This is a genomic window from Mesorhizobium sp. B2-4-2, assembly GCF_006442845.1.
In the GTDB taxonomy this organism is placed as follows: Bacteria; Pseudomonadota; Alphaproteobacteria; order Rhizobiales; family Rhizobiaceae; genus Mesorhizobium.
In genome coordinates this window covers 13,843-40,580 of sequence record NZ_VFVM01000010.1, presented here as the reverse complement: position 1 = coordinate 40,580, position 26,738 = coordinate 13,843, and the positions used below count along the sequence as shown (strand labels likewise).

26 protein-coding genes and 1 pseudogene are annotated in these 26,738 nt (G+C 63.5%); 14 read left to right on the top strand and 13 right to left on the bottom strand.

Going from position 1 to position 26,738, the window contains the following annotated elements; translation table 11 throughout:
• The first annotated feature begins 29 nt into the window (after positions 1 to 29).
• The 7 genes from FJ942_RS21400 to FJ942_RS21370 all read left to right on the top strand — a co-directional run bounded on the left by FJ942_RS21400 (position 30) and on the right by FJ942_RS21370 (position 6,358).
• Complete coding sequence (locus FJ942_RS21400; RefSeq protein ID WP_140499889.1) at positions 30 to 974, top strand: substrate-binding domain-containing protein; 945 nt, start codon at positions 30 to 32, stop codon at positions 972 to 974.
• A 58-nt stretch (positions 975 to 1,032) separates the two neighbouring features.
• Positions 1,033 to 2,037 (top strand): ABC transporter permease, encoded by a 1,005-nt coding sequence (locus FJ942_RS21395; RefSeq protein WP_140500161.1) that lies wholly within the window; start codon positions 1,033 to 1,035, stop codon positions 2,035 to 2,037.
• Positions 2,038 to 2,039: 2 nt separating this feature from the next.
• Positions 2,040 to 2,816, top strand: coding sequence for an ATP-binding cassette domain-containing protein (locus FJ942_RS21390; protein WP_140499887.1), 777 nt, complete (start codon positions 2,040 to 2,042; stop codon positions 2,814 to 2,816).
• A gap of 4 nt (positions 2,817 to 2,820) precedes the next feature.
• Complete coding sequence (locus tag FJ942_RS21385; protein WP_140499885.1) at positions 2,821 to 4,002, top strand: aldose 1-epimerase family protein; 1,182 nt, start codon at positions 2,821 to 2,823, stop codon at positions 4,000 to 4,002.
• 85 nt (positions 4,003 to 4,087) lie between these two features.
• The gene (locus FJ942_RS21380) at positions 4,088 to 5,170 is read left to right on the top strand and encodes a fatty acid desaturase family protein (protein WP_140500160.1); all 1,083 of its coding nucleotides are present in this window, start codon (positions 4,088 to 4,090) and stop codon (positions 5,168 to 5,170) included.
• A gap of 28 nt (positions 5,171 to 5,198) precedes the next feature.
• Positions 5,199 to 5,510 (top strand): MocE family 2Fe-2S type ferredoxin, encoded by a 312-nt coding sequence (locus FJ942_RS21375; protein ID WP_140515869.1) that lies wholly within the window; start codon positions 5,199 to 5,201, stop codon positions 5,508 to 5,510.
• 47 nt (positions 5,511 to 5,557) lie between these two features.
• Entirely contained in the window at positions 5,558 to 6,358 is an 801-nt protein-coding gene (locus FJ942_RS21370; protein WP_140898851.1) for a 3-methyl-2-oxobutanoate hydroxymethyltransferase, read from the top strand.
• Here FJ942_RS21370 and FJ942_RS21365 read toward each other — a convergent pair.
• Positions 6,323 to 6,808, bottom strand: coding sequence for an aromatic amino acid lyase (locus tag FJ942_RS21365; protein WP_224671940.1), 486 nt, complete (start codon positions 6,806 to 6,808; stop codon positions 6,323 to 6,325). The two genes, FJ942_RS21370 and FJ942_RS21365, sit on opposite strands and share 36 nt — an antisense overlap.
• Positions 6,757 to 7,003 (bottom strand): annotated as a pseudogene (locus FJ942_RS21360) (ornithine cyclodeaminase family protein); the annotation flags it as partial. The gene FJ942_RS21365 and the pseudogene FJ942_RS21360, both read right to left, overlap by 52 nt.
• 19 nt (positions 7,004 to 7,022) lie before the next feature.
• Here FJ942_RS21360 and FJ942_RS21355 point away from each other — a divergent pair.
• The 7 genes from FJ942_RS21355 to FJ942_RS21325 all read left to right on the top strand — a co-directional run bounded on the left by FJ942_RS21355 (position 7,023) and on the right by FJ942_RS21325 (position 16,449).
• A complete protein-coding gene (locus FJ942_RS21355) occupies positions 7,023 to 8,456 on the top strand; it encodes a DHA2 family efflux MFS transporter permease subunit (protein WP_140898848.1) in 1,434 nt (477 codons plus the stop codon).
• A gap of 271 nt (positions 8,457 to 8,727) precedes the next feature.
• Entirely contained in the window at positions 8,728 to 9,714 is a 987-nt protein-coding gene (locus tag FJ942_RS21350) for an ABC transporter permease (protein ID WP_140499878.1), read from the top strand.
• A gap of 118 nt (positions 9,715 to 9,832) precedes the next feature.
• Complete coding sequence (locus tag FJ942_RS21345) at positions 9,833 to 10,858, top strand: sugar ABC transporter substrate-binding protein (protein WP_140557939.1); 1,026 nt, start codon at positions 9,833 to 9,835, stop codon at positions 10,856 to 10,858.
• A gap of 259 nt (positions 10,859 to 11,117) precedes the next feature.
• Positions 11,118 to 13,241, top strand: coding sequence for an SMP-30/gluconolactonase/LRE family protein (locus FJ942_RS21340; RefSeq protein WP_140898846.1), 2,124 nt, complete (start codon positions 11,118 to 11,120; stop codon positions 13,239 to 13,241).
• Entirely contained in the window at positions 13,238 to 14,287 is a 1,050-nt protein-coding gene (locus tag FJ942_RS21335; RefSeq protein WP_140630784.1) for a hypothetical protein, read from the top strand. The genes FJ942_RS21340 and FJ942_RS21335 overlap by 4 nt, the downstream gene beginning before the upstream one ends.
• Positions 14,287 to 15,783, top strand: coding sequence for a sugar ABC transporter ATP-binding protein (locus tag FJ942_RS21330; RefSeq protein ID WP_140499871.1), 1,497 nt, complete (start codon positions 14,287 to 14,289; stop codon positions 15,781 to 15,783). The genes FJ942_RS21335 and FJ942_RS21330 overlap by 1 nt, the downstream gene beginning before the upstream one ends.
• Positions 15,784 to 16,041: 258 nt before the next feature.
• Positions 16,042 to 16,449 (top strand): carboxymuconolactone decarboxylase family protein, encoded by a 408-nt coding sequence (locus tag FJ942_RS21325; protein ID WP_140499869.1) that lies wholly within the window; start codon positions 16,042 to 16,044, stop codon positions 16,447 to 16,449.
• Positions 16,450 to 16,460: 11 nt separating this feature from the next.
• Here FJ942_RS21325 and FJ942_RS21320 read toward each other — a convergent pair whose 3' ends face one another.
• The 11 genes from FJ942_RS21320 to FJ942_RS21270 all read right to left on the bottom strand — a co-directional run bounded on the left by FJ942_RS21320 (position 16,461) and on the right by FJ942_RS21270 (position 26,508).
• On the bottom strand, positions 16,461 to 17,348 hold the full coding sequence (locus FJ942_RS21320; RefSeq protein ID WP_181167212.1) for an amidohydrolase: 888 nt from the start codon (positions 17,346 to 17,348) through the stop codon (positions 16,461 to 16,463).
• Positions 17,348 to 18,424 carry a VWA domain-containing protein gene (locus FJ942_RS21315; RefSeq protein WP_181165282.1) on the bottom strand — a complete coding sequence of 359 codons (1,077 nt, stop codon included), beginning with the start codon at positions 18,422 to 18,424 and terminating at the stop codon, positions 17,348 to 17,350. The genes FJ942_RS21320 and FJ942_RS21315 overlap by 1 nt, the downstream gene beginning before the upstream one ends.
• Positions 18,425 to 18,525: 101 nt before the next feature.
• Positions 18,526 to 19,407: a MoxR family ATPase gene (locus tag FJ942_RS21310; protein ID WP_140898844.1), complete on the bottom strand. Its 882-nt coding sequence runs from the start codon at positions 19,405 to 19,407 to the stop codon at positions 18,526 to 18,528.
• A gap of 8 nt (positions 19,408 to 19,415) precedes the next feature.
• Complete coding sequence (locus FJ942_RS29070) at positions 19,416 to 20,420, bottom strand: molybdopterin cofactor-binding domain-containing protein (protein ID WP_140898842.1); 1,005 nt, start codon at positions 20,418 to 20,420, stop codon at positions 19,416 to 19,418.
• A gap of 1 nt (position 20,421) precedes the next feature.
• Positions 20,422 to 21,789, bottom strand: coding sequence for a xanthine dehydrogenase family protein molybdopterin-binding subunit (locus FJ942_RS29065; protein WP_140499863.1), 1,368 nt, complete (start codon positions 21,787 to 21,789; stop codon positions 20,422 to 20,424).
• Between the two features lie 10 nt (positions 21,790 to 21,799).
• Positions 21,800 to 22,282, bottom strand: a complete 483-nt coding sequence (locus FJ942_RS21295) for a (2Fe-2S)-binding protein (protein ID WP_140499861.1) — start codon at positions 22,280 to 22,282, stop codon at positions 21,800 to 21,802.
• 52 nt (positions 22,283 to 22,334) lie between these two features.
• A complete protein-coding gene (locus tag FJ942_RS21290) occupies positions 22,335 to 23,129 on the bottom strand; it encodes an FAD binding domain-containing protein (protein WP_140499860.1) in 795 nt (264 codons plus the stop codon).
• 10 nt (positions 23,130 to 23,139) lie between these two features.
• Positions 23,140 to 23,583, bottom strand: coding sequence for an SRPBCC family protein (locus tag FJ942_RS21285; RefSeq protein WP_140567548.1), 444 nt, complete (start codon positions 23,581 to 23,583; stop codon positions 23,140 to 23,142).
• 117 nt (positions 23,584 to 23,700) lie between these two features.
• Entirely contained in the window at positions 23,701 to 24,528 is an 828-nt protein-coding gene (locus FJ942_RS21280; RefSeq protein WP_140898840.1) for an AraC family transcriptional regulator, read from the bottom strand.
• Positions 24,529 to 24,705: 177 nt separating this feature from the next.
• Positions 24,706 to 25,704 carry an ABC transporter permease gene (locus tag FJ942_RS21275; protein ID WP_140580042.1) on the bottom strand — a complete coding sequence of 333 codons (999 nt, stop codon included), beginning with the start codon at positions 25,702 to 25,704 and terminating at the stop codon, positions 24,706 to 24,708.
• A 60-nt stretch (positions 25,705 to 25,764) separates the two neighbouring features.
• Entirely contained in the window at positions 25,765 to 26,508 is a 744-nt protein-coding gene (locus FJ942_RS21270; RefSeq protein WP_140521596.1) for an ATP-binding cassette domain-containing protein, read from the bottom strand.
• Positions 26,509 to 26,738 lie beyond the last annotated feature (230 nt).

Here is a 26,738-nt window from a genome sequence, read left to right as displayed (position 1 = left end):
CGGCACGGCTCCAAACAAGGAGGAAAGCAATGTTGAAATTTGCATTGAAATTGGCGGCCGCCGCGACTGTGCTTGCCGGCATCGCGTTCGGGTCGGCCGCGCAGGCACAGGACGGCCAGAAGACCTTTTATCTACTGTCGCATGGCGGCCCGTCGGATGCGTTCTGGATCGACTGGAACGCCGGCGCCACAAAGGCCTGCGACCAGCTCAAGGTGACCTGCAAGATCTCCTTCAGCGGCGGCGACATGGCGGCGCAGAAGGAAGCCTTCAATTCCGCGCTTGCCGCCAAGCCCGATGGCATCGCCACCACCTCGGCGCAGCCTGGCCTGTGGACCGAGGAGGTCAAGGCGGCGAAGGCCGCCGGCATCCCGATCGTGTTCTTCAACACCGACGATCCGGCGACGGGGCGGCAGGCCTATGTCGGCGCCGACCTGAAGGAGGCCGGCACGATCTGGGCAAAGTATCTTGTCGACCACAAAATGGTGAAGCAGGGTGACAAGGTCTTTCTGCCGGTCGAAGTCCCCGGCGCAAGCTACCAGCAGCTCGAGACCGAAGGCATCGCCAGCGTCTTCGATCCGCTCGGCATCAAATATGACGTGGTCGATTGCGGCACCGATCCGGCCGGCATCATCGCCAAGATGACCGACTATATGGTTGCCAACAATCCGCCGGCGATCATCGCGCTCGGCGATTCCGTGGCGGCCAGCGTCAAGCGGGTCTTCGACGGCGCCGGCGTGCCGGCAGGCAAAATCCCGGTCGTCGGCTGGGGCAATTCGAAGGAGACGGCGCAAGCCGTCCAGGACGGTTTCGTCAACGCTGCGGCCTGGCAGTACCCATCGGCGCAGGGCTTCATGCCGGTAGCACTGCTCGGGCTTGCCGCCTCGGGCGAGCCAATCGGCTACGACATCCACACTTTCGGTCTCTACGACGCGTCGAGCGTCGAGCCGATCCTCAAACTCTACGACAAGAAGTGAAAATGGACGCCCGCCGCGCCGGCGGCGGGCGCCTGCAAACAGCATGGTTCAGAACGTCATGGCAGTCACCGCGGAAGAGGGCGCAGCAAGCGCCAGGAGCAGGTCGAGGCTGATGCGCTCGCCGCAATTTTCCTCGTTCATCATCCTCGTCGTCCTTCTCGTGGTATTCGCGATCGCGGACGGCAATTTCCTGTCGCCGCTCAACATCTCCAACATGATGGCGTTCCTGCCCGAGCTCGGCATCATCGCGCTCGGCATGACGCTGCTTCTGACGGCCGGCGAGTTCGACCTGTCGGTCGGTGCCGTATTCGGCCTGGCGCCAGTGGTCGTGATGCTTCTGGTGCAGAACGGCGGGGTGGATATCGGCGTCGCCCTTCTGGCTGGACTTTTACTGTGCATCGCGATTGGGGCGATCAATGGGGTGATCGTCACCAAGATCGGCATCTCGTCATTCCTGGTGACCCTGTCCATGCTGCTGATCGTGCGCGGCGCGGCCCTCTACATCACGCAGGGTTTCCCGCTGAAGTCGTGGGACCAGCCTGGCTTCTTCGTGACGCTGCTTGCCGGCAGCTTCAATATCGGCTCGTTCCGCTTCTACACCTCGCTGTGGTGGTTCGTCGGCCTGTCGTTGCTGGCAATCTACGTCCTGCGCTATGCCAAGCTCGGCAACTGGATCAGCGCCATCGGTTCCAACCGCAACGCGGCAGTGGCCCGCGGCGTGCCGGCGGACGCCGTCAAGATATGGCTGTTCATCGCCACCTCGGTGCTGGCCGGGCTTGCCGGCATGATCAGCGCCTTTCGTATTTCGGCCGCTTCGCCGGTGGCCGGCACAGGCTATGAGCTCGAAGTGATCGCCATGGTGGTGGTTGGCGGCACGGCGCTGACCGGCGGACGCGGCACCATCCTGGGCACCATCGTCGGCGCGCTGATGCTGCGCGCCATCCGTAACGGCATCGTGCTCGTCGGCGTGCCCGGCCTCGCCTACAACATCTTCGTCGGCGTGATCATCCTCGCCATGCTCATCCTGCATGCTTTGCTGCAGAAAAACGCGGCAAGGAGCTGACTATGATGCAAGAAGTGCTTCGGCTGCAGAACCTGCAAAAATCCTTCGGCAGCGTGCGCGCGCTGAAGAATGCCTCGCTGACGCTGAGAGAAGGCGAGATAGTGGCCCTGCTCGGCGACAATGGCGCCGGCAAATCGACGCTGATCAAGGCGATCTCCGGCGTCTTCCCGGTCGATCGCGGTGACATCTATGTGCGCGGGCAGAAGGTTTCGATCCGCTCGACGCGCGACGCGATGGATCTCGGCATCGAGACCATCCACCAGGATACGTCGCTGGCGCCGGATCTCAGTATCGCGCGCAACCTCTTCCTCGGCCGCGAACCGGTCAATTTCAAATGGTTGGGCGTGTTTGCGCCGCTCGATCTCGCCAAGCTGCGCGATGCTGCCTCCTCCCTGCTGAAGCGCGTCGGCATCTCGAAGAAACTCGACGCCGACGCGCTGGTCTCAACGCTGTCGGGCGGCGAGCGCCAGTCGATCGCCATTTCGCGGGCCATGCAGTTCGCCGCCAAGGTGATCATCCTCGACGAGCCGACCAACAATCTCGGCGTCGAGGAAACCCATGGCGTGCTGCGCTTCGTCAAGGAGATGCGTCAGGCCGGCCATTCGGTGCTGCTCATCACCCACAACATCCATCACGTGTTCGAGGTTGCCGACCGCATCATCGTCATGCGCCGCGGCGAGATCGTTGCCGAGCAGACGGTCGCCGATACCGATCTGCTGACCGTGGAAAGCATCATCACCGGCGCCGACCTGTCGGCTCTGATGAAGAGGGCGCAGTGACGGCATGGTAGAGCTTTACGGCAAGACGCTCTCGCGCCGGCAGGTCTCGGAACGCTCCGGCATGCTGTCGCAGTTCGCCGGCGTGCGGCTGATGACGCTCGGCGACGGGGTGGAGCGCGGTGTCCGCATGCTGGAGTTCCGCACCGGCTCCGGCCTGCGCTTCACCGCACTCGTCGACCGCGCGCTCGACATCGCCGATTGCGACTTCAAGGGCCAGGCGATCGGCTGGCACTCGCCGGGCGGTTTTCGCAACCCCGGTCTTCACGACTATGAGGGGGAAGGGGGGCTGGCCTGGGCGCGCTCCTTTTCCGGTTTGCTGGTCACCTGCGGCCTCGACCATATACTGGGTCGGGAAGAGGTGCCGGCCGAGAACTACAACTATCCCGGCAAGAAGACCGTGATCCATTCGCTGCATGGCCGTGTCGGCACCATCCCGGCGCGGCTGACCGGCTACGGTGAGGCGTGGGACGGCGACCGCTGCGTGCTGTGGGCCGAAGGCATCGTCCAGCAATCGGCGGTATTCGGCGAGGATCTGCATCTGATCCGGCGGATCGAGGCGGATGTCGGCGGCAACGAGATCCGGCTGTCCGACCGCGTCGTGAACCATGGCTTCAATCGCACGCCGCATATGTATTTCTACCATGTGAATGTCAGTCATCCCCTGCTTGACGAGGGCTCACGCTACCTCGCGCCAATCCGCGACGTGGTGTGGGCCGGCCATGCCGGCGAGCGCTATGAGGCGCAGAAGGTCGGCTACCGCACCGTGCCGGAACCGCGAATGGGGTTCAGCGAACAGGTCTGGCAGCATGAAATGGACGCCGATGGAAAGGGCGAGGTACCAGTGGCGGTGGTCAACGACCGGCTCGGCCTCGGCTTCGAAATGGTGACGCGGAAAGACCAGCTGCCTTGCGCCTATCAATGGCAGAATTTCCAGGCCGGACACTATGCGCTGGGCATCGAGCCATCGACGCATCATGTGCTCGGCGATCTCGCCGCGCGCGAACGCGGCGAGATGATCTGGCTGGAGCATGACGAAGGCCGCGCCTACGATGCCGTGTTCCGGGTCCTGGACGGCAGGGAAGCGATCGCCGGCGCCGAAGCCAGGATTGCGGCGATCGCCCGCCAGCCCGAACAGGATTATCCTCGGCCTTCCGGCAATTTCCGGAGACTGGCGGGCCCGGCATGAGCGCGACATGTATTCAAAGCAAGCCCTCCGGCCGGCGGACCGGATTGCGAGCGGTGCGAGAAGTTTGGAGGCCCGTGTGAAGACGATGGCAAAAAAGCGGGATTACAGCCTGGTCGGTGAAAGCACCAGAGCCGCGATCGAGACCGGCCTGGCCTCCGCCGAATGGTACCACACCGATGTCCCCCGCAAGGTGATGAAGGAGCTGATGCAGCGTTCCGACGGGCCGGCGATCCGCGACACCATCATCTGGATTGTTGCGATCCTGGCCTCGGCCGCCGGCATCATATGGTTCTGGGGCTCATGGTGGGTGGTGCCGTTCCTATTCATCTACGGCGTGCTCTACGGCTCGTCTAGCGACTCGCGCTGGCACGAATGCGGCCATGGCACGGCCTTCCGCACGCGCTGGATGAACGATGTCGTGTACCACATCGCCTCCTTCATGCTGATGCGCAATCCAGTGCAGTGGCGCTGGAGCCATGCCCGCCACCACACCGACACCATCATCGTCGGCCGCGATGCCGAGATCGCCGTCATGCGGCCGCCGGACCTGTTGAAGGCGGCGCTGGCCTTCACCGGCATCCTCGATTTCCGCTACTCGCTGCCGACGCTCGTGCGCCAGGCGTTCGGCAAGCTGTCCGACGAGGAAAAGAGCTATGTTCCGGAAATGGAATGGGCAAAGGCCGTGACGGCCGCGCGGTGGCATGTTGCCGTGTACATTGCGACGATCGCTGTCGCGGTCGTCCTCAGGTCATGGATACCGGTGGTGCTGATTGGGTTGCCGCGCCTCTACGGCACCTGGCACATGGTGACCACCGGCCTGCTGCAGCATATCGGGCTGGCCGACAATGTCGTCGACCACCGGCTCAACACGCGCACCGTCTACATGAACCCGATCAGCCGGTTCATCTACTGGAACATGAACTATCATGTGGAGCACCACATGTTCCCGATGGTGCCCTATCATGCGCTGCCCAGGCTGCATGAGCTGATCAAGCACGACCTGCCCGTGCCGAACCCGTCGATGTGGCATGCCTATCGCGAGGTCTGGCCGGTCCTGCTCAGGCAGCTGAAATACGAGGACTACTACCTCAAGCGCGAGCTGCCGCCGACGGCCAGGCCCTATCGCGGCGAATTCCATGAGTTCGACATGTCGGCGGCGGCTGAATAAGGATCGCGAATGCTTGCGGGAGACAGAGATGGTCGATTGGATTGAAGCGTGTGCGGTGGACGATGTCGAGGAAGAGGATGTCATCCGCTTCGACCACGGTGGCCGAACCTTCGCGATCTATCGCTCCCCGGACAATGAGTTCTTCGCCACCGACGGTTTCTGCACGCATGAGAAGGCACATCTCGCCGACGGGCTGGTGATGGACGACATCATCGAATGTCCCAAGCACAATGGCCGCTTCAACTATAAGACCGGCCAGGCAAAGGGCGCGCCGGTCTGCGTCAATCTTGCGACCTATCCGGTGAAGATCGAAGCTGGCAAGGTGATGATCGAGATCTGAAGCGGCACACCGATCCGGCACCGCGGCAAGCAAAAGAGGAACGTTTAATGAGCCGAAAGAGACCGACCGTCGCCGACCTGCGCGCCATGAAAGGCAAGCGTCAGCTGACCATGCTGCGCGTGCTGACCCTGGACGAGGCGGAAGCTGCCGAGCGGGCAGGGGTCGATATCGTCTCCGTGCCGCCGGAACTCGTGCTCAACGCGCAATACCGCGATGCGGCACCGAGCCTGTTCACCATGCCGGGAGACAATTTCTACGAAATCGGCACATCGGATGATTTCCTGCGTTGGGCTTTCCGGCTCTACAAGGCCGGCGCCGACGCGGTCTATTGCAGCGCGGGCTACGCCACCATCAAACGCATGACGGACGATGCCATCCCCGTCATCGGCCATGTCGGCCTCATTCCATCCCGCGCGACATGGACCGGCGGCTTCAAGGCGGTCGGCAAGACCGCCGACACCGCCATGCAGGTGTTCGAAGCGGTGAAACAGCTCGAGGCCGCCGGCGCCATCGGCGCCGAAATCGAAGTGGTGCCGGTCGAGGTCGCCAAGGCGATCTCCGAGCGTACCTCGCTGATCATGCTGTCGATGGGCGCGGGCACCGGTTGCGACGCGCAATATCTGTTCGCCGAAGATATCCTCGGGCAGAATCGGGGCCACATGCCACGACACTCCAAGGTCTATCGCAACTTCGCCGCTGAATATGATCGGTTGCAGGCGGAGCGGGTGGCTGCATTCTCCGAATATGTCGCCGACGTCAACAGCGGCGTCTATCCCGAGGACAGGCATGTGGTGCACATGGACCCGGCCGAGCTACGCCTGTTCCTGGACAAGGTCGGTCGGGGCTAAGGTCGGCTGCCATCTGTCGCTGGCAAGCGCTGTATGCAGCGCTTCGGCTTCGATGCCGAGCGGCCGATCCTCCTTCAGCGCCGGCACCAGCGCGCGTATCGCCGTATGGATAGCGGCTGTGCGCGGCGCCAGCGTCAGCCCGTCGCGCAGATCGACGGCCTGGGCGGCCGCCATCAGTTCGAAGGCGATCAACCGGCGCCACAGTGCAATCATGGCGGCGCATTTCGAAACGGCCAGCGGCGTCTGCGTGGCATGGTCCTCGACGCCCTCGGAGACGGGCAGGAAATCGAGCATCACCGGATTGGCCTTGTGGCGGATGGCGGCCAGGATCGATGTTACCGTCTTCTGCAGCGGCACGAAGCCGGCCGATGCGCCGCCGACCGGCGACAGGTATTTCGGACCGCGCTCATCGTGCCATAGGGCACGACCAGCGCACCACGCTTGATCCAATCGGTCTTCAGCAGCGGCTGCGGCTTCGGCAGCCGCGAGGCCTCGACGACGATGTCGGCGCCCTCGACGCAACTTTGCCAGTCGGCCACAGCCTTGACCGGCTTGCCGAGATCGGTGGAGAGCCTGGCGGCAAAGCCGTCGCGGCTTTTCCGGCCGGCGCGAATGGACACGGATCTGGACGCCGTCGGTCAAATGCTGTTCAAAGCGGTCCGTCATGACTGCCATTCCCGAGATTGAAGCTTCAGCCGACCCAGCCAGCAATTCGCGGCGTGTGGCGCTGATCGTCGCCATTGCCTTCTTCATGCAGCTCTTGGATTCGACGATCATCTCGACGTCGCTGCCGCAGATGGGTGCCTCCTTCGGCGTGCCGGCGGTGGCGATGAGCATCGGCATCACCATCTATATGCTGACCATGGCGGTGTTCGTGCCCCTGTCGGGCTGGCTCGCCGACCGGTTCGGCGCGCGCAACATCTTCCTGGTGGCGATCGCAGTGTTCACGCTGGCTTCGCTCGCCTGCGGCTTCTCCGAGAATCTCACCGAGTTCGTCGCGGCGCGCGCCGCGCAAGGGCTGGGCAGCGCATTGATGACGCCGGTCGGCCGCATCCTGGTGCTGCGCAACGCGTCAAAATCGGAACTGCTCAACGCAACCGCGCTCATCACTTGGCCGGCGCTGTTCGCGCCTGTCGTTGGTCCGGTGCTTGGCGGTTTCATCACCACCTATCTCTCCTGGCACTGGAATTTCTTCATCAACATCCCGCTTGGGCTGATCGGGCTGGCGCTGGTCGCCCGCTTCATCCCCGGTGACCGTGAAGCCGATCCCAAGCCACTCGACTGGCCGGGTTTCTTCCTGACATCGGCGGGACTTGCTTGCCTTCTCTGCGGCCTCGAGCGTATCGCGCATCCCGACGACGGCGTGCTGCCGACGGTGCTGCTGGTCGCGGCAGGGATCGTCATCGGCTGGTTGGCGGTGCGGCATCTCCGGCGCGCGCCCCATCCGCTGCTCGACCTGTCCTCGTTCAAGGTGCTGACCTTCGCCATCTCGACGCTTGCGGCCGGCACCATATTCCGCGTCGCGATCAACGCCACGCCGTTCCTGCTGCCGCTTTTGTTCCAGGTCGGCTTTGGCATGAGCCCGGTCGATGCCGGCATGATGATCCTGGCCTATTTCCTCGGCAATCTCGGGATGAAGACGGTGACGACGCCGATGCTGCGCCACTTCGGCTTTCGTTCGGTGATGGTCGTCAACGGCGTCATTGCGTCCGCATCGATCATGGCCTGCGCGGCGATCTCGCCGCAGACGCCGCAGGCGCTCGTGGTGGGGCTGATGCTGATCGCCGGCCTGTCGCGTTCCATGCAGTTCACGGCGCTGAACACGCTGGCCTTCGCCGATGTCGCCGCGGCGCAGCGCAGCTCGGCGGCGACGCTGTCCTCGATGCTGCAGCAGGTGGCAATGCTGTTCGGTGTGGCGATAGCTGCGGCGATCCTCAACCTGTCGCAGATCACCAGGGCCCAGCCGGCGCTGGACCTCGTCGATTTTCGAGTCACCTTCCTGGTGATCGGCGTCATCGGGCTGGTGGCGTCGTTCCGTTTCCTGGTGTTGCCGAGGACCGCCGGCGCCGAGGTTTCCGGCCACATGGCCGGGAACTGAAATCGAATTTTCCCATCCACCGCAGGGTTAAATTCCATCTTCGCCTTGCGCCTTGGTGTCGTGCTTGCGCAAGACGCAGGGATGGCGCAAACAATTGCCAAAAGTGCTGAAGTTTCCAGGCATTGCGCCAGCATCAGCAATCAATGCGTCCACATCGCGAGTCTCGTCGGCAGTCCGTGTTTTGAACGCGGATTCATTTGACGAACCGACGTTGAGCCGATTAGCTTTCTTCCCAGGGGCGGCAGCGCTGCCGCCGGGGTGAAGACAGACAATGAACGCGATCGGTCGGCCGAGTTTCAAGAGCCTGAACCAGGAAGGTATTGTCTTTGCCATAGCGGTGATGCTGTTCATTGCCGCGGCCATAGGCCTGCCGGGCTTCATCGCTCCGAACAATCTCGTTGCCATCGTTCGTTCGGTCTCGGTACTGGGCATATTGGCATTGGGCATGGCGGTCGTCATCATTGGCCGTGGCATCGACCTCTCGGCGGTGGCGATCATGGCGATGTCGGTCGCCTGGTATCTGCAGTTGATGAATTCAGGAACGCCTGACGGGCTCGCCTTCGCCTATGTGCTGGCCGGCGTGCTCGCCATCGGCCTGCTCAACGGCTTTCTCGTCGCTTACGCCGACGTGCCGGCGATCTTCGTGACGCTTGCCACCGGCTCCTTCGTCTTCGGCTATGTGCGCTCGCAACTGATCACGCAGGATGCGGTTCCGGTGCCGCAGGGCCATTGGGTGGAACTGCTTGGCGGCCTGCGCTTCCTCGACATTCCCATCGAGGTGTTCGTCTTCGCTGCACTGGCTTTCCTGTTCTTCCTGTTCCTGCGCTACACCAAATGGGGCCGCTACATCTATTTCGCCGGCGATAATCCGGTCGCCGCGCGCAACATCGGTATTCCAGTGCGGCCGATGCTGGTGCTGCGCTATGTGCTTTCCGCCTTCGTGGCGCTGATCGCCGGCCTGCTGACAGCGGCCAGCCTGCATTCGATCAACACCCGCGTCGTCAACTCGACGCTGCTCTACGACATCGTGCTGGTGGCGGTGATCGGGGGCATCGGGCTTTCGGGCGGACGAGGCGGGGTGCGAAACGTGCTGGTCGGAGCGGCGCTGATCGGCATCCTGCTCAATGCGATGACCATCATCGACATTCCGCTGCTCTACCAAAACCTGATCAAGGCGGCGATCCTGCTCGGTGCCATCATCGTCGACGGCATCATCAATCCGCGTGACGAACAGACGGCGCAGCAGGGCGACATCTAGAGCATGATCCCGAAAAGTGGGAACTTTTCGGAAAAGATCATGCTCAAACAGGAAGACTAAACCAAAGCGGACGGTTGGGGCCGGCCGTAAATAACAACGACCAACCAGAGGATGTGACATGAAACTGATCAAAACATTGATGGCCGCCGCGACGGCGCTTGCGGTCACCGCGTTCGTGGCGCCGAGCTTCGCTGCCGACGATCCGGGCCCCGCTGCCTATGCGCAGGCACTCAAGAGCAAACGCGTCATGCTGGTGCCGCTGGCGATGGGCTTCGACCTGGCGCAGGGCTGGGCGCACTATCTGAAGACCGAAGTCGAGGCCTGGGGCGGCACGTTCGAGACGCGCGATCCGAACTGGGTCGTCGATGCCGGCGCGCAGGCGATCACCGATGCCATCTCCTCCGACACCAGGCCTGACGTGCTGATCATCCACGCGCCCGACCTCAATTCCTACTCCAAGCTGATGAAGAAGGCGCAGGCAGCCGGCACCTACGTGATCCTGGTCGACAATCCCGCCAATTTCCCGGCCGATGCCTTTGTCGGCAGCGATTGGGACCGGCTCGGCCAACTCGAGGCGGAAGCCGCGATCAAGGGCTGCGGCGAGAACTCGTCCAAAAAGATCGGCCTTGTGCAGGGCGATCAAGCGAACTCCTCCAGCCTTTATCAGTACGCCGGCATCATGAAGGTACTGGAAAAGCATCCCGAGTTTCAGGTCGTGGCCAAGCCCGACTCCAACTGGGATGCGACCACCTCGCGCAATGTCACGACGACGATGCTGCAGCAGAACCCCGACATCTGCTCGATCATCGACTTCTGGGATGGTGATGCTACTGGCGCGTCGGCCGCGATCCGTGATGCCAAGCTCGAGGGCAAGGTTTTCCTGGTCACCACCGGAGGCGGCGAAAAGGCGGCCGACTGCGACAAGCTGCAGGACGGCACTTATGGCGCGGTTGTCATGACCGACCTTGCCCGGCAGTCGGGGGACATGAACGCCATCATAAAGTTCCTGCTGCAGAGCGGCCAGCCGGCCGGCACGTCGCACACCTACATCTACACGCTGGAGAAGGCGACGACCAAGGCCGACCTCAAGCCCGACAGCTGCTGGGACCTGAAGGCGCTGCAAGCGGAAGCTGCGGCGAAGTAGGTCGCGAGTTTACGCCTGATATCAACATGGCGGCCGGGTTGTACGTGGACAATCTCCAACCTCGGCGCTGCCCCTCACCTTACCCTCTCTTCGTGAAAACGGGGAGAGGGGGTGTCGACGCTGGAGCTTATCCCTTCTCCCCGTTCTTCACGGGGAGAAGGTGCCGGCAGGCGGATGAGGGGCAGCGGCGAAGTTGAGAATTGCTCCGGAGCGATTACCCGGCCACCTTTTTCTCTTCTCTCGCAATAGCAGTGACCTGATGTCCTTTCGCGAACGCCTCCAGGCCTGGCGCTACAATCTCGTGCCCGACCATCTGGTCGGCGAGATACTGACCAAGCGCTGGACCGACAATGCCATTCCCTTCCTGGCACTGGTGGCAACACTCGGCGTGTTCGGTTCGATCATTCCGGGCTTCTTCAAACTGACCTCGCTGCAGGAATCGACCCGCCAGCTCGGTGAATTCTCGATGGTCGTCACCGGCATGACGGTGGTGATGCTTGGCGGCGGCATCGACCTGTCGGTCGGCTCGATCTTTGCGCTGTCCTGCTTTTCGGCCGTCTATGTCTTCTTCATCCTCGAACAGTCGATCTGGCTGGCGCTGGCCGCTTCGCTTGCCGCCGGCCTCGTCTTCGGCGCCGTCAACGGCTATCTCGTCGGATACCTCAGGCTGCGCGCCTTCCTCACCACGCTGGTGACCTTCATTTTCGGGCGGGCGCTGTTCGACATCCTGGTCACCACCTATGCCGCCGATGTGCAGCTGTCCCTAGCCACCTCCGATGTGCTCGACTTCATCGGCGACGGCACCTTCTGGGGCCTGTCGGTCTCGGTGTGGTTGGCCATTATCCTCGCCATCGTCACTCATATCGCGCTGACGCGCTCGCGGCCCGGCTGGCATGTGCTGGCGGTTGGCGGCTCCCGGCGCTCTGCCCACAATGCCGGCATCCGTGTGCGCCGCACCGTGTTCATGACTTATGTCTTCTCAGGCTTCTGCGCCTCGATCGGCGGCTTCCTCATAGCTTGCCGGCTGAGCGGAGCAGGGCCGGGCACCGGCCTCAACCTCGAGATCATGGCGCTGACCGCGGCGGTGGTCGGCGGTGTCAGCCTCGGAGGCGGGCGCGGCTCGGTGATCAAGGGGCTGATGGGCGCCATCATCGTTTTGACCATGACCAACGGCCTGATCAGGCTGGGCTACGGCACCGGCACCAACCAGATGGTGCTGGGCATCATGCTGGCAGTGGCGGTGACGATCGACATCCGCTGGCTGAAGAACCGCCACAAGGTGCTGAACGAGGTCTATGTCGCGCCGGTCTATCTCAGGATGGGCGAGACGCAGTCGGCGGCGCCCGGCTCCGGCACATCCTACGAACTCGACAATCGGCTGTCGGGCGCCGACCATATCGGGCTCGGCGAACTGGAAGGACCGGAAGATGTCATTCTCGACCGTGACGACCACCTCTATTGCGGCACGCGCCATGGCGAGATCGTCCGCTTCTTCGCGCCGGACTATGTGAAGTCGGAAGTGTTCGCTCATATCGGCGGCTTTCCGCTCGGCCTTGCCTTCGACAAATCAGGCAATCTGATCAGTTGTGTCGGCGCCATGGGGCTCTATTCCGTCTCGCCCGATCGTGAGGTCAAACGCCTGTCGGCCGAAACGTCGCGCTCCTGGACATCGGTCGTCGACGACGCACGGCTGCGCGATCCCAACGACTGCGACATAGCACCGGACGGCCGCATCTATTTCACCGACTCGACCAAGCGCTATGACGCGCATGACTGGGCGCTGGATTCGATCGAGAACCGCGCCACCGGCCGTCTTCTGGTCTATGACCCGAAGGACGGATCGACCAGGACGCTGCTCGACGGCTACCGCTACACCAACGGCGTGTGCATGGCGCATGACGGCAAGTCGCTGTTCTTCGCCGAGAGCTGGGCCTGCCGCGTGCATCGCTACTGGCTGGAAGGGCCGAAGGCCGGCACCGCCGAATGCGTCATCCGGGACATGCCGGGCTATCCTGATAACATCAACCGGGCGTCGGACGGCAATTACTGGATGGCGTGGCTCGGCATGCGCACGCCGAGCTTCGACCTGTCGCTGCGCCATCCCGACATGCGCAAGCGCATGACGCGCCGGCTGCCGCAGGACGAATGGCTGTTCCCCAACATCAACACCGGGGGCGTGGTGAAATTCACGGAGGAGGGCGACATCGTCGAAGCGATGGGCGACCTCTCGGGCGGCGCGCATCCGATGGTCACCTCGATGCGCGAGCACAAGGGTTTTCTGTTCGTCGGCGGCATCCTCAACAACCGCATCGGCCGCTACAAGATCTCGGGTGCCGATCCGAACTGGACCAGCCCGGCTTCCTATTGGGGAGCAAAGCGATGATCCTCGATCCCATCCTGGATTTATTTCGCGGCAAGGCGGTGACGATCCCGCCGCTGGATGGCGCTTTCCGACCCAACACGCAGCTTGACGATGCGCCGGCGTTTGCCGAACTGACCGAACCGGACAATCTGCTGATCTCTGGCGACAAGCTGCTCGCTTCCAGCGGCAACGCCGTTTATTCGATTGCCGCCGGTACCGCGCCCAAGTTGGTCGAGACCTTTGCGTCCACCGTTACCGCGCTGGCGTTCTCGCCATCGGGTGAGCTGACGGTCGGATTGGAAAGCGGCAAGCTCCTGGTCGGCGGCAGGGATGTTTCGCTACCGGCTGGTGTCAGCTGCATCACCGCGCTCGCCTATCCCGGTGACGGCGCTCTGTGGCTGGCCAATGGTTCGGCCGAATTCGCACCATCACAATGGGCGGCCGACCTGATGAAGAAAGGCGCGTCCGGATCGCTTTGGAAGCAGGATGCGGCAGGCGGGACCTTCCGCAAGGTGGCCGGCGCCATCGCCTTTCCCTATGGGCTCCATCCCGTCGGGGGGGATGTGCTGGTGAGCGAGAGCTGGCGCCATCAGCTCATCCGCTTCGAGGCGGCAAGCGGCAGCCGCTCGACGGTGTTGACCCATCTGCCCGGCTATCCCGCGCGGCTGTCGCCGGCAGCCGATGGCGGCGCCTGGCTGACCCTGTTTGCGCCGCGCAACCGGCTGATCGAATTCGTGCTGCAGGAGACGCATTACCGTCAGGACATGATCGAGCAGGTGCCGCCGGCCTATTGGATCGCACCGGCTCTGGCCTCAAGCCGCAGCTTCCTCGAACCGCTGCAATGCGGCGGCATCCGCACGATGGGCATCCACAAGCCCTGGTCGCCGAGCCGCTCCTACGGTCTGGTGGTCAGGCTCGACCAGAAGATGCAGCCTCGGTTCAGCCTGCACAGCCGCGCCAACGGCATACGTCACGGCATTTGCAGCGTGGTTGAAAAAGATGGCGAACTGTTCGTCGCCTCGAAGGGCGGCGACTGCGTGTTGGCTGTCGATGCCGGGGGGTTTTGATGGAACCAATCGTGCGCCTGGAGAATGTCACCAAAAATTATCGCGGCGTGCCCGCGGTCAAGAATGTCAGCTTCGAATTGCGCAAGGGCGAGATCCACGCGCTGCTCGGCGAAAACGGCGCCGGCAAGTCGACGCTGACCAAGATCATCGCCGGAGTGGTCGACGCCAGTTCGGGCAAGATGTTCCACAAGGGACGCGAGATCGCTTACGCCTCGCCGCATGCGGCGCTCGAGGCGGGCATCGCAATGGTGTTCCAGGAGACCAGCCTGGTGCCGTCGATGACGGTGGCGCAGAATCTTTATCTCGGCACCGAGAAATTCCTCAACCGGCTGCGCGGCACCTACATTTCCGCGCAGCAGTTCCTGCAGTCGCTGAATTTTCCGGTCGACCCGAACGCCATGGTGGCGACGCTTGGCGCGGCCAAGCGCCAGATGGTCGAGATCGCGCGCGCCGTGCACCACAATGCCGAGATCATCATCTTCGACGAGCCGACCGCGACGTTGACGCCGGAGGAAAAGCGGCACTTCTTCGCGCTGATCCGGCGGCTCAAGGCGCGCGGCGTCTCCATCGTCTTCATCAGCCATGCGCTGGAAGAGGCGCTGCTGATTGCCGACCGTATCACCATCCTGCGCGACGGCGAGTTGGCCATCACCGACGACACGTCGGCCTTCGATCGCGACCGGATCGTTGCCGCCATGGTCGGGCGCACGCTGTCCGGGCAGATCTATCGCCAGCGAGACGAGGCCAGGCTGCGCAAGGCGGGCAAGAAAGTTCTGTCGGTGCAGGACATCTCAATGAGCAATGTCGTGCGCAACAATTCGTTCTCGATCTTCGAAGGCCAGATCACCGGCGTCTTCGGGCTGATCGGCTCCGGCCGTACCGAGACGTTCAAAATCGTGTCCGGCATCTACAAACGCGATTTCCTGCGCGGCGGGGCGATCGAGCTGGACGACAGGCCGGTGCGCTATCTCGTGCCGAGCGAAGCGGTAGCCGACGGCATCGTCTACGTCACGGAGGATCGCAAGAGCGAAGGCATTTTCGAGACGATGGGCATTGCCGAGAACCTGTTCGGCGGGCTGCTGGCAGCCGGCCGCGAAACGGCCTGGGTGATCAACCAGCAGGAAATGCGCGCGCTTTCCGCCGAATGGACCAAGACGCTGAATATCAAGGCGATCAACGACAATGCGCGCGTGGTCGAGCTTTCCGGCGGCAACCAGCAGAAGGTGGTTATCGGCAAGGGGCTGGTGCAGAAGCCGCGCGTCGTCATCTTCGACGAGCCGACGCGCGGCGTCGATGTCGGCGCCATCGCCGAGATCCACCAGATCATCAACCGGCTGGCAGACGAGGGTCTGGCCGTCGTGGTCATCTCGTCCTACCTGCCGGAGATCATGAACCTGTCCGACCGGATCCTGGTCTGCCGCCAGGGCCGCATCGTCGAAGAGTTTTCGCCGGCGGAGGCGACGGAGGAGAAGATTATGTATGCGGCGGTGCATTAGAGGGTGTGTCGGTATTCAGGTGAGGCCGGCCTGCAAACGCCGGCTTCCTGCGCTCCCGGTGCTCACGTACTTCAAGTACGCTCCGCTCCGGTTCTCGGAACCCGTCGTTTTCGACTCGGCCTGACCTGAATCTCGACACACCCTCGCGGTGCTGTTTGCGTCGCAAAAGGCGAATAGGCGAATGAAGTGAATGGATTGGCGGCGGCTGTTCAGCGTCCGATTCAAACGTCCGGCATTGAAAAAACGAAAGGAAACACCATGGCCACCACCAGACTCCTGAGCGATGCCGAGGTGGAGAAAATCCCGGCCTTAAAGGCGGTGTTCGACGACATCCGCGCGACGCGCAAATCCGATTTCGTCAATAATTTCTGGCGCGGGCTGGCCAATGATCCTGCGGCGCTGAAGCGTATCTGGGAACAGCTCAAGGCGGTGATGGTTGCAGACAGTGCGATCGATCCGTTGACCAAGGAGATGATCTACATCGCGGTGTCGACCGCCAATGGCTGCTCCTATTGCGTCCATTCGCACACCGCGGCGGCGCGCGCCAAGGGCATGACAGACGCACAGCATGGCGAACTGGTGTCGATCATCGGGTTGGCGGGGCAGACCAACCATCTGGTGACGGCAATGCAGATCCCGGTCGATCCACAGTTCGAGGTGAAGTGAGGAAAGACGCGCTACACCGGCCTGTAAACCTTCTCCGCCGCGTTCCAGAAAATGTCGGCTTCCGCCGCCGTGCCATGCTTCTCCACCGCATCGCGGTGCGCCTTGATCAGTTCGGCGTGGCCGGTCCAGAGCTTCTCGATCGGGAAGTTCGAGCCGAACATCAGATGGTCGCTGCCAAGAATATCGATCGCATTGTCGATGATGTAGGCGATCAGCGCCGGGTCGTTGCGGTGAACGAAGGTGCCGAGGCCAGACAGCTTGGCGTAGAGATTGGGCGCCGCCGACAGCGTGCGCAGGCCGGCCTTCCAGGCTTCGGTGGTTTCCGGTTCCATGCCGGTCAGCATGCCGGCGTGGGTCAGGATGAAATTCGTCTCCGGGTTTTCGCCGACCAGCGTCAGCCCGTCCTTCATCTGGGCGGGGAAGAGCTGCAGGTCGAAGGACAGGCCGTAATCCTTCAGCCGCGCGACGTTGGCGCGGACCTTGGGGTCGATCACCTGGTCGGCCGAGGCGGCGAAGCGGAAGGCCGGGGTCTCGTGCCAGTGCAGTTGCATGCGCACGCCGCGCAGCAGCCTGTATTTCATCAACCGGTCGATCTGCGGCCTGACATCGTCCACCGTCATGTCGGCATAGCCGACGATGGCGTGCGGCCAGCCGGTCTCGTCAGCGGTCTTCTGCAGGAAGGCGACCTCCTTCTCGAAATCCTCCTTGGCCCAATTGGTCTGGACATAAACGGCTTTTTCGACGCCGGAACCTTTTTGGTCGGCCAAAAATTCATCGATCGGATAGTCGCGGCGGATCGGTTCGTAAGGGCCGAAGATGCGCGGCACCATCGGGCCGACCAGCCATGGTTGGTCCTTCTGGCGCCAGATGTGGAAATGCGCGTCGATGGCTTTCTGCATCACGATACCCTTTTCCAGATGGTCGCGGCCGCCGGGGCGGGGCGTGCGAGCGACAGGATGAAATCGGTGAGGCCGGCCAGCGACGAGCCGTCGACCAGATCGTCGAGGTCGGGCAGGATGGCGCGCAGCGCCGCTGTCGCCGGCTGGAAGCGCGGGTCGCCGGCCAGCGGGGTCGCCAGCGACAGCCGGAAGGCGCGGGCGCTAAGCCTGCGCATGGCAATCTCCAGTTCGGCATGGTCGCCGCGCTCCAGCGCGTCGGAGAGAATGACGACCGCGGCGCCGCGCGTGAACGACGAAAAGCGCGGCACCGAGAGGAATGCCAGCAGGGTCGGTCCCATGCGGGTGCCGCCATCCCAATCGTCGACCTGGGCCGCCGCGCGCGCCAGCGCCTGATCGCGGTCGCGGATGCGCAATGCCGAGGTGATGCGGGTGAGCCGCGTGCCGAAGGTAAAGATCTCGGCGCGGTCCGCGCCCTGCACGGCGGCATGCGCCAGCTTGAGATAGTCGGCGGTGTGCAGCTTCATCGAGCCGGAGACATCGATCAAGAGCAGCAGTTTGCGCGGCACGGTCTGGCGGCGGCGCAGCAGCGGCGAGGGGACATCGCCATCTGCGCCGACGATTTCCCTGAGCGAGCGGCGCAGGTCGAGCTTGCCGCGCGAATGGGTACGCACGGTGCGGAAGGAACGTCGGGCGGGCAGGGCCGATGACAGCTTTCGGCGAAACGCGGTCAGACTGTCGTCGTCGCGCTGGAAGTCGCGCGAGCTCAACTGCTCCAGGGCGGAAGACAACTCGCCGCCTTCCTGTTTCTGCTCGGCCTCGATCCGTTCGTCGTCGGCACCGCCATCATCCTTGATGCGCGTTTCCTCGTCTGCATCGCCTTCGATCACAGCTGACGCGTTGCCATAGAAATGGCTCTGGAAATGCGCTTCGAATTCGTCGCGGCGGTCAGGCGGCGGCGCTAGTGTGGCCAGGGCCGCCTCACGGATGTCCGCCATCGAGCGCGGCCCCAGCAGGGTCACGGCCTGCATGAAGCGGGAGACTTGTTCCGGGGCAATAGCGAAGCCGTAGCGGCGCAGCAGGCGAGCGAAGCTGAGCAAGGGCGTTGCGGCGCGGGGGAGATGTCCGGCAGGACAGAGGGGGGCGCTGCCCCGCCCGCGTTGCTGAATGACGTCGCGGCTCACGCCAGCACCTCGTCGACGATCCGGCCGAGCTCGGGCGCGATGTAGGACAGATCCTCCTCGTCCTTGATCAGCACGCCGATGGCGCGGCGGAAGGCTTCCGGCCATGGACTGCCGCCTTTTTCGAGAATGGTCGCGGCATTGGCCCATTCGACCGCCTCGGCGATGCCGGGCGGCTTGGCGAGTGGACGCGCGCGGATGGTCTGCACGGCTGTGGCCACGGCGCGTGCCGTTGCCTCTGCGACATCGCCGGCGCGCAGCATGATGATGGCCGCCTCACGCTCGGCATCGGGATAGCCAATCCAGTGATAGACGCAACGCCGCCGGAGCGCTTCGGCGAGTTCGCGGGTGCGGTTGGAGGTCAGGATGACGATCGGCTGTGCGGTGGCGCGGATGGTGCCGCGCTCGGGAATGCTGATCTGGAAGTCGGAAAGAAACTCCAACAGCAGCGCCTCGAATTCGTGGTCGGAACGGTCGATCTCGTCGACCAGCAGGATGCGCTGCTCCGGCGCCTTCAGGACCTGCAGCAGCGGGCGGGCGATCAGAAAGCGGTCGTCGTAGATATCGACTTCTTGCTCGCCGGCATGGCGGATGGCGAGCAGCTGGCGCTGGTAGTTCCACTCATAGAGTGCATGCGCGGCGTCTATGCCTTCATAGCATTGCAACCGCACCAGATCGCGGCCGAGCAGTTCGGCCATTGCCTTGGCCGCTTCCGTCTTGCCGACGCCCGGAGCGCCTTCGAGCAGCAGCGGCTTGCCCAGCCGGATCGCCAGGAAGATGGCCGTCGCCAGGCTTTCATCAGCCAGATAATGCGAGGCAGCGAGGCGCTCGGCGACCGCTTCTGGCGAAGTCGCGACCGTTTCGGCGTTTACCTCGGGCATGTCGGTCCTCAGGTCGTCGCTTGCGCCTTGAGCGCACGCAAAATGCGTTCCGGCGTGATCGGTAGCGTGTCGATGCGCACGCCGACAGCGTCGAAAACGGCATTGGCGACCGCCGGAATCTGTGGATTGGCGCACATTTCGCCGGGCCCCTTGGCGCCGTAAGGACCATCTGCCGAGGGCCGCTCCAGCACGATAATCTCGGTTTCGGCCAGGTCCCCGGGACCTGGCATCAGATACTGGTTGAAGTCGGTGCCGCCGTGGTCACGGCTGGGATAATAGGGCTCGGTCGTTTCGTAGAGCGCATGGCTGATGCCCATCCAGGAGCCGCCGACCAGCTGCTGCTCGACCATCTTGGGATTCAGCGCACGGCCGATCTCGAAGACGTTCTTCACCGTCAGCACCGTCACCTCGCCGGTCTCGTCGTCGACCTCGACCTCGGCCACCGTGCAGGCATGCGCGTAACAGGTCGACGGCTTCATCGCGCCGGTCTCCTTCTCCGGATAGGAGCGTGGGATGAGGAACATGCCGCGTCCCGAGATCGAGCGGCCGCGCTTGAAATGCGCCGAAAGCGCGACGTCGAAGATCGAGATCGATTTCTGCGGCGCGCCTTTCAACAGGATGTTGCCCTGGCCGTCGGTCTCGAGGTCGGAGGCGTTCACCTCCAATTCCTCCGCCGCCACTTCCAGCATCACCTGGCGGGCTTCCTTGGCCGCCTGGATGACGGCGTTGCCGGCGCGGTGCGTGCCGCGCGAGGCGAAAGTGCCCATGCAGTGCGGGCCGGTGTCGGTGTCGGCGGTGTCGACGACGACGCGGTCGGTCGGCACGCCGATTGTCTCGGCGCAGATCTGCGCCATGATCTGCTTCATGCCCTGGCCGAGATCGACCGATGATAGGGTCACCATGAAATTGCCGGTTGGGGTCGAATGCACCAGCGCCTGGGTGGGATCGCCGCCAAGGTTCATGCCCGTGGGATAATTGATCGCGGCAACGCCGCGTCCGTGCCTGATCGCCATGTCAAGCTCCCTTCGCGTAGGAGGACATCGCCATGTATTTCTCGGCCACGGGCCAGTTGGCCGCCCGCGAAGCCTCCTGCATGCACTCTATGAGGGCCGCCCCTTCGGTCGGCTGGCGATGCGCCTTCATATCGCCGTCGCGATAGGCGTTGATGAAGCGGAATTCGAGCGGATCCATGCCGATCAGCCGCGCCAGCTTGTCCATCTGCACCTCCAGCGCGAAGTCACCGATGGTGACGCCGAAGCCGCGCATGGCGGAGGAGGGGGTGCGGTTGGTGTAGACGCAGTACGTGTCGATCCAGACATTGGGGATGGTGTAGGGGCCGGGATAGTGCCCCGCGCCCTTCTGGGCGCCATAGGGCGAATGGCGGGAGTAGGCGCCGGCGTCGGTGTAGCCGGTGACTTTGCGCGCGACGATGCGGCCGTCCTTCATCACGCCGTCCTTGATGACGACCTTTTCGGCCGCGCGAGGTGACGAGATCTGCATCTCCTCCTCGCGGCTGTAGGTAAAACAGACCGGTCGCCCTGTTAGCTTGGCGCCGAGGATCGCGATCGGTTCGACGATGACATCGACCTTGCCGCCAAAGCCGCCGCCGACCGTGCCGCCGACGAAATGCAGCTTGCTGCCCGGCATCTGCAAAATGATCGACGTGTTGTCGAGGGTGAAGAACATCGCCTGCGTGTTGGTATAGCAGGTGAAGCGGTCATTGCCCTCCGGTGCCACGATACAGCCGGTGGTCTCGGTCGGCGCATGCTCTATCGGCGAGGACTGGTAGCTTTGTTCGAGGACGTAGTCGGCCTCGGCAAACCCCGCCTCGACATCGCCGAAGCGCACCTTGCGGCACTCGCCGCTGTCATAGAGATAGTAGTTCTGGCCGTGATACTCGTTGACGAGGGGCGCGCCGGGCTTCAGCGCTTCCTCCATGTCGAAGACGGCCGGCAGCACCTCGTAGTCGACCTTGACCTTGGCCGCGGCTTCCTGGGCGGCGCGCTCCGTCTCGGCCAGCACCGCCACCACGGCCTCGCCCTTCCAGCGCACCTTGCCGTCGGCCAGAACCGCCTCGTCCTCCGGCCCGATCTGGATCAGGATCAGGATGGTGTAGACATTGTGCGGGACGTCCCTGGCGGTGAGAATTTTCACCACGCCCGGATGTTTTTCCGCTTCGGACGTATCGATCGATCGGATGCGGGCATGATGGTGCGGGCTGCGCACCATCTTCAGATGCAGCATGCCGGGAAAGTTGCGGTCGGCGAAATAGGCGGTTTTGCCGGTGACATGGCCGGGCGAATCCGAGCGGGGCCTCGGCTGGCCGATCTCGTTGAGGTCATCCTTGCGGACGTCCGAAAAATAGCTTTTGCGCAGTTCCATCTTGCTTCCCTCAGGCCGCGTTCTGCGAGTTGGCGCGAGCGGCGGTGAGCACCGCCTGGATGATAGGCTCGTAGCCTGTACAGCGGCATATGTTGCCCGACAGCGCTTCGACGACATCGTCGCGGCTGGGATCGGGCGTGTGGTCGAGCAACACCTTGGCCGCCATGAGCATGCCCGGCGTGCAGAAGCCGCATTGGGTGGCGAAGGCGTCGAGAAAGGCGCGCTGCAGCGGATGCAGGACGCCGCCTTCGGCAAGACCCGATGTGGTGGTGATGGCAGCGCCGTTGCAGGTTTCGGCGAGCGTCAGACAGGACAGCCGGAGCTCACCGTCGACGATCACCGAGCAGGCGCCACAGGTGCCTTGATGGCAGCCGCCCTTCGGCGAAGTGTCGCCGATCTTGTCGCGCAAGGCGTTGAGCAGCGTGGTGCCGCTTTCGACGAATTCGGCCTTCTCAGAACCGTTGAGCGTGAACTGGACGGGAACCTTTGCCATTCTTCCTCCTTGCGCGCCTGCCCCGCAGGGCAAGCGCGCGCCCCGAATGTGACTAGCTGAGCAGCAGCCGACCGAGATGAACCGGCAGCACTTGCGCGCGATACCAGGCGCTGGCGATCGGGTCGGTGATTGGTGCGGTGCCGTCGCCCGCGGCGGCCAGTGCCGAAGCGATGCCGTCCGCGTCCAGTGTCCTGCCGAGCAGCGCTTTTTCGGCTGTCTTGGCTCGCATCGGCCGGTCGGCCATACAACCGAGCGCGATGCGCGCCGAGGATATCGTGCCGTCGCCGGCTTGTTCCAGGATAGCGGCGATACTGAGCACCGAGACGCCCTTGGGCTTTACCCGCGAGACCTTCACGAATCGAAAGCTTCCCTGCGCCGGCCGCGTGAAGCTGACCGAGGTGACGATCGCGCGGCTCCCGCCCCGCTTGGCCAGAAACGCTTCCATCGGCATTTCGCCGTCATTGGTGCTCACCATGGCGTCCAGCGCCAGCAGGGCGACTGCGAAATCGCCATAGGGGCTTGGCGCAAACAGATTGCCGCCGACGGTCGCCATGTTGCGGATCGCCGGACCGCCAACGGCACGCGCGGCCTTGGCAAGCTGGCCGAGCTCGGGATGGCGGGCGATCGCCGCCATGGTCACCGAAGCGCCGATGCGGATCGTGCCGCCGGAGACCGTGATGACCGACAAGGCCGGGTCGGTCGACCTGACAAGGCCGGAGACCGAAACGTCGCCCTCATTGGCGGCGCGCAAGACGAGCGTGCCACCGCCGAGATAGCGCGTGCCGGCGGCTTTCAGCGCCGCGCTGGCGTCTTTCACCGTTGCAAAACTCTGCAATGCCAGCGCCATGGCCCGCTCCTCAACCCTGGCCGGTGAAATGGCTCTTCAGGGCGTTGAAGCCGCCCTGGAAGACATTGGCGCCCATGCCCTCGGCCAGCTTGTCGGCTTCTTCGGGTGCTGCGTCGAAGCTGGCGGTCCATTCGGCATAGGTGCGGTCGCCGTCGGTGACGCGCCGCAATTGCAGCGTAGCCCTGTGGTTGGTGAGCGGCTGCGGCGTTTCCAGGATCGAATAGCTGACGAGGAAATTCTCATCGGAGAAATCGAGCAGCTTTTCGCGCAGCCGCGCGCCGCTGGCCAGCTGGAAGTTGCGCACGCAGCCGATCGTGGTGGCGTCCTTGCCGTCCTCGATATGGCTTTCGACCATGCGCGGATGCCAATTCGGCAGTCCGTTGAAGTCGCGGATGCGCGCCCAGACCTTTTCGACCGGCGCGTCGATGACGGTGGAGATGGTGACATCAGCCATATGCTCTTTCCCCTGCAAACGTTCTGCTTGGGACGGTAGGCCGATCGTGGTCGCGGTGCTTATCAATGCGTCTTGGGCACGTATCAATCAGTCTGAAAATAGCCGCTTTCCGGCCCGTCAGGACACTGCTCGCGCCGCTTCGCGATAGAGCGTCGGCGGCACGCCGACATGGTCGCGGAAGAAACGCGAGAAATTGCCCTGGGTGGTGAAGCCGAGATTGCAGGCGACCGATATCAGCGGCTCATGCGACCACTGGAGCTGGCGCACCGCTTCCTCCATGCGCAGCGTGTTCCAGTAGACGTTGGGCGTCAAACTGGTCTGTTCCTTGAACAGGGCGAAGAAATGCGGCCGCGACAGGCCGACGCTGCGCGCCACGTCATCGAAGGAGATACGCTCGCAGACATTGGCTTTCATCAGCTGGATCGCCTTGCGGACGCGGAAATCCTGCATGGTGTTCACGCGGCCACGCGGCTCCTGCGGAGCTGAAGCGTCGGCGGCATCGAGCACCGTGTCGATGAAGCGCTCGATCTCGTAATTGGCGACATCGTCGATGCTCTCATTGTCGGTCAGATGATCGAGCAGGCCGGCAGCAGCCTGGTGCAGCCAGGGTTCGAGCGTGATTGCCGCCTGCGCGAAAAGCGGCGCGGACGAGGGCAGGTCACGGCGCCGCCGTGCCCAGTCCGGGTCGATGTAAAAGGCGAGGAACAGGCCTGGGGTGCCGTCGTGCGACAGCACATGGCTATGCGGCTGCAGCGAGTTGATGCCGGCAGCCGTGCCAGGTCCAAGCAGGACCGTCTCACGGCCGATGGTCATCTCGCCGGCGGTGCCTTCCAGCCAGATGATGAGATGTGCCTCGACATGGGCATGGGTGACGAAGTCGCTCGCGACATTCAGGACAGAAACATGTCCGAACCGGCCCCAGTAGAGCCTGATCGCTTCCGTCATGGGTATATCCTCCCGCAGGCGACTGGCCTCCCTTCGCCTGCTTGGGGATTGTGCGGCCGGTTTTCCGTGTCCGTCAAGGCATAGCCGCACGCCCGGTATTCGCGGCAGGCCGCTTCAGCCGATTTTCAGACTGAGCGATAGGACCGAAATGAACGCCGCTTCGGCGAAGACAGGCTTTTAGTCGCTTCGCCTGAAGTTGCGGATGCGGTCGAACAGCACCGCCAGCAGGATGGCGCCGCCGATGAAGGTGCCCTGCCAGAAGGCGTTAATACCGAGCAGGCCGAGGCTGTTGCGGATCACCTCGATGAGGGCGGCACCCACGATGGCGCCAAAGGCGGTGCCGACGCCGCCGGCGAGATTGGCGCCGCCGATGACGGTGGCGGCGATGACCTGCAGCTCCATGCCGTTGCCGAGATTGGTGGTGACGGCGCCCAGCCAGCCGGTCTGGATGATGCCGGCTATTCCCGCCGACAACGCCGAGATCATGTAGACGGCGACCTTGATCTGGCGCACCGGAACGCCGGTCAGCGTCGCCGCATGCTCGTTGCCGCCAATGGCGAAGATGTGCCGGCCGAACTTGGTCCAGCGCAGGACGAAGCCGGTGATCAGCGCCAAAAGGATCATGTAGAGCACCGGATTGGCGATCCCGAACAGCCAGGCGCCGCCGCCCAGCGCCAGCAGCTTGTCGTGATCGGGCCCGAACTGGAAGACGACGGTGTTGTTGGAGGCCACCATGGCGAGGCTGCGGGCGATCGACAGCATGCCGAGCGTCACCACGAAGGGCGGAAAGCCGAGATAGGCGATCAGAATGCCGTTGAAGCCGCCGATGACGAGTGCGGTGACGATCGAAGCCAGGATGCCGACTTCGATCGAAAACCCGGCATGCATGGTAACGGCCAGCACCATCGAGCACAGGCACAGCACCGAACCGACCGAGAGGTCGATGCCGCCGGTGATGATGACGAAGGTCATGCCCAGCGCGACAATGGCGACGAAGGTGACGTTGCGGGTGATGTTGAAGAGGTTCTTCGGGGTGGCGAAGGCATCCGTGGCAAAGGACAGGAAGATACAGGCGAGGATGACGGCGATCACCACCCAGAACGTCTGGCTGGAGAGCAGCCGCGACAGAAAACTGTGCTGTTTCTGCGCGATCGTCTGATCAAGGGTGACTGCCATTATCGACCTTTCCTGCCGGCAGCGAAACGCGCCAGCGCAATGAAATCCGGTTTGCCGCTCTCACGCCACCTGCTCGATGGCGCCGGTGATCAGCCCTGTCACTTCCTCGGGCGAACTCGAGGCGATCGCCTTGTCGGCGACTTTCCTGCCGCGCCGCATGACGATGACGCGATCGGCGACGTCGAAAACGTCGGGCATGCGGTGGCTGATCAGCACCACGGCGATGCCCTGGTCGCGCAAATGGCGAATCAGGTTGAGGACCTCCGCCACCTGGCGGACCGAAATCGCCGCTGTCGGCTCGTCCATCAGCACGATCTTGGCCTGTGACAGCATGGTGCGGGCGATCGCCACCGCCTGGCGCTGACCGCCGGACATCTGCTTGACGAGGTCGCGCGGGCGCGTCTCGGATTTGAGCTCGGCGAATATCTGGCCGGCGCGCTTGTACATGGCGGCATAGTCGAGGATACGGAAGGGCCCGACGCCGCGGCGCAGTTCGCGGCCGAGATAGACATTGGCCGCCGCCGTCAAATTATTGCACAGCGCCAGATCCTGGTGGACGATCTCGATGCCGTGCTGGCGGGCCTCGACCGGCTTGTGCAGGATCAGATCCTTGCCGTCCATCTGCATGGTGCCGTGGCTCGGGCGGAAATTGCCGGCGATCATCTTGACCAGCGTCGACTTGCCGGCGCCGTTGTCACCCATCAGGCCGACGACCTGGCCGGGCTCGATCGACAGCGACACGTCGTTCACCGCCTGGATGGCGCCGAAATGCTTCGAGATGTTGGTGAGTTCGAGAACCGCCACCAGCCTTTTGCCTCCCATGTCTGGCCGTCTGTCCCGGAACGGGCGACGGCTTCGGTTCGCTACCCCAGCTCCTCCCGGAAGCAGCGACGCGGTCATTTACGCAAATGCCTGCATGGGCGTCAATTGTCTGACGAATAAGATTTGGGCAATTGTCGGACGAATGAGATCCCGCCTTTCGGAAAAATCCGTTTTGTAGGACAAATAGCAATTGACGTTGGCGGCAAGCCGTT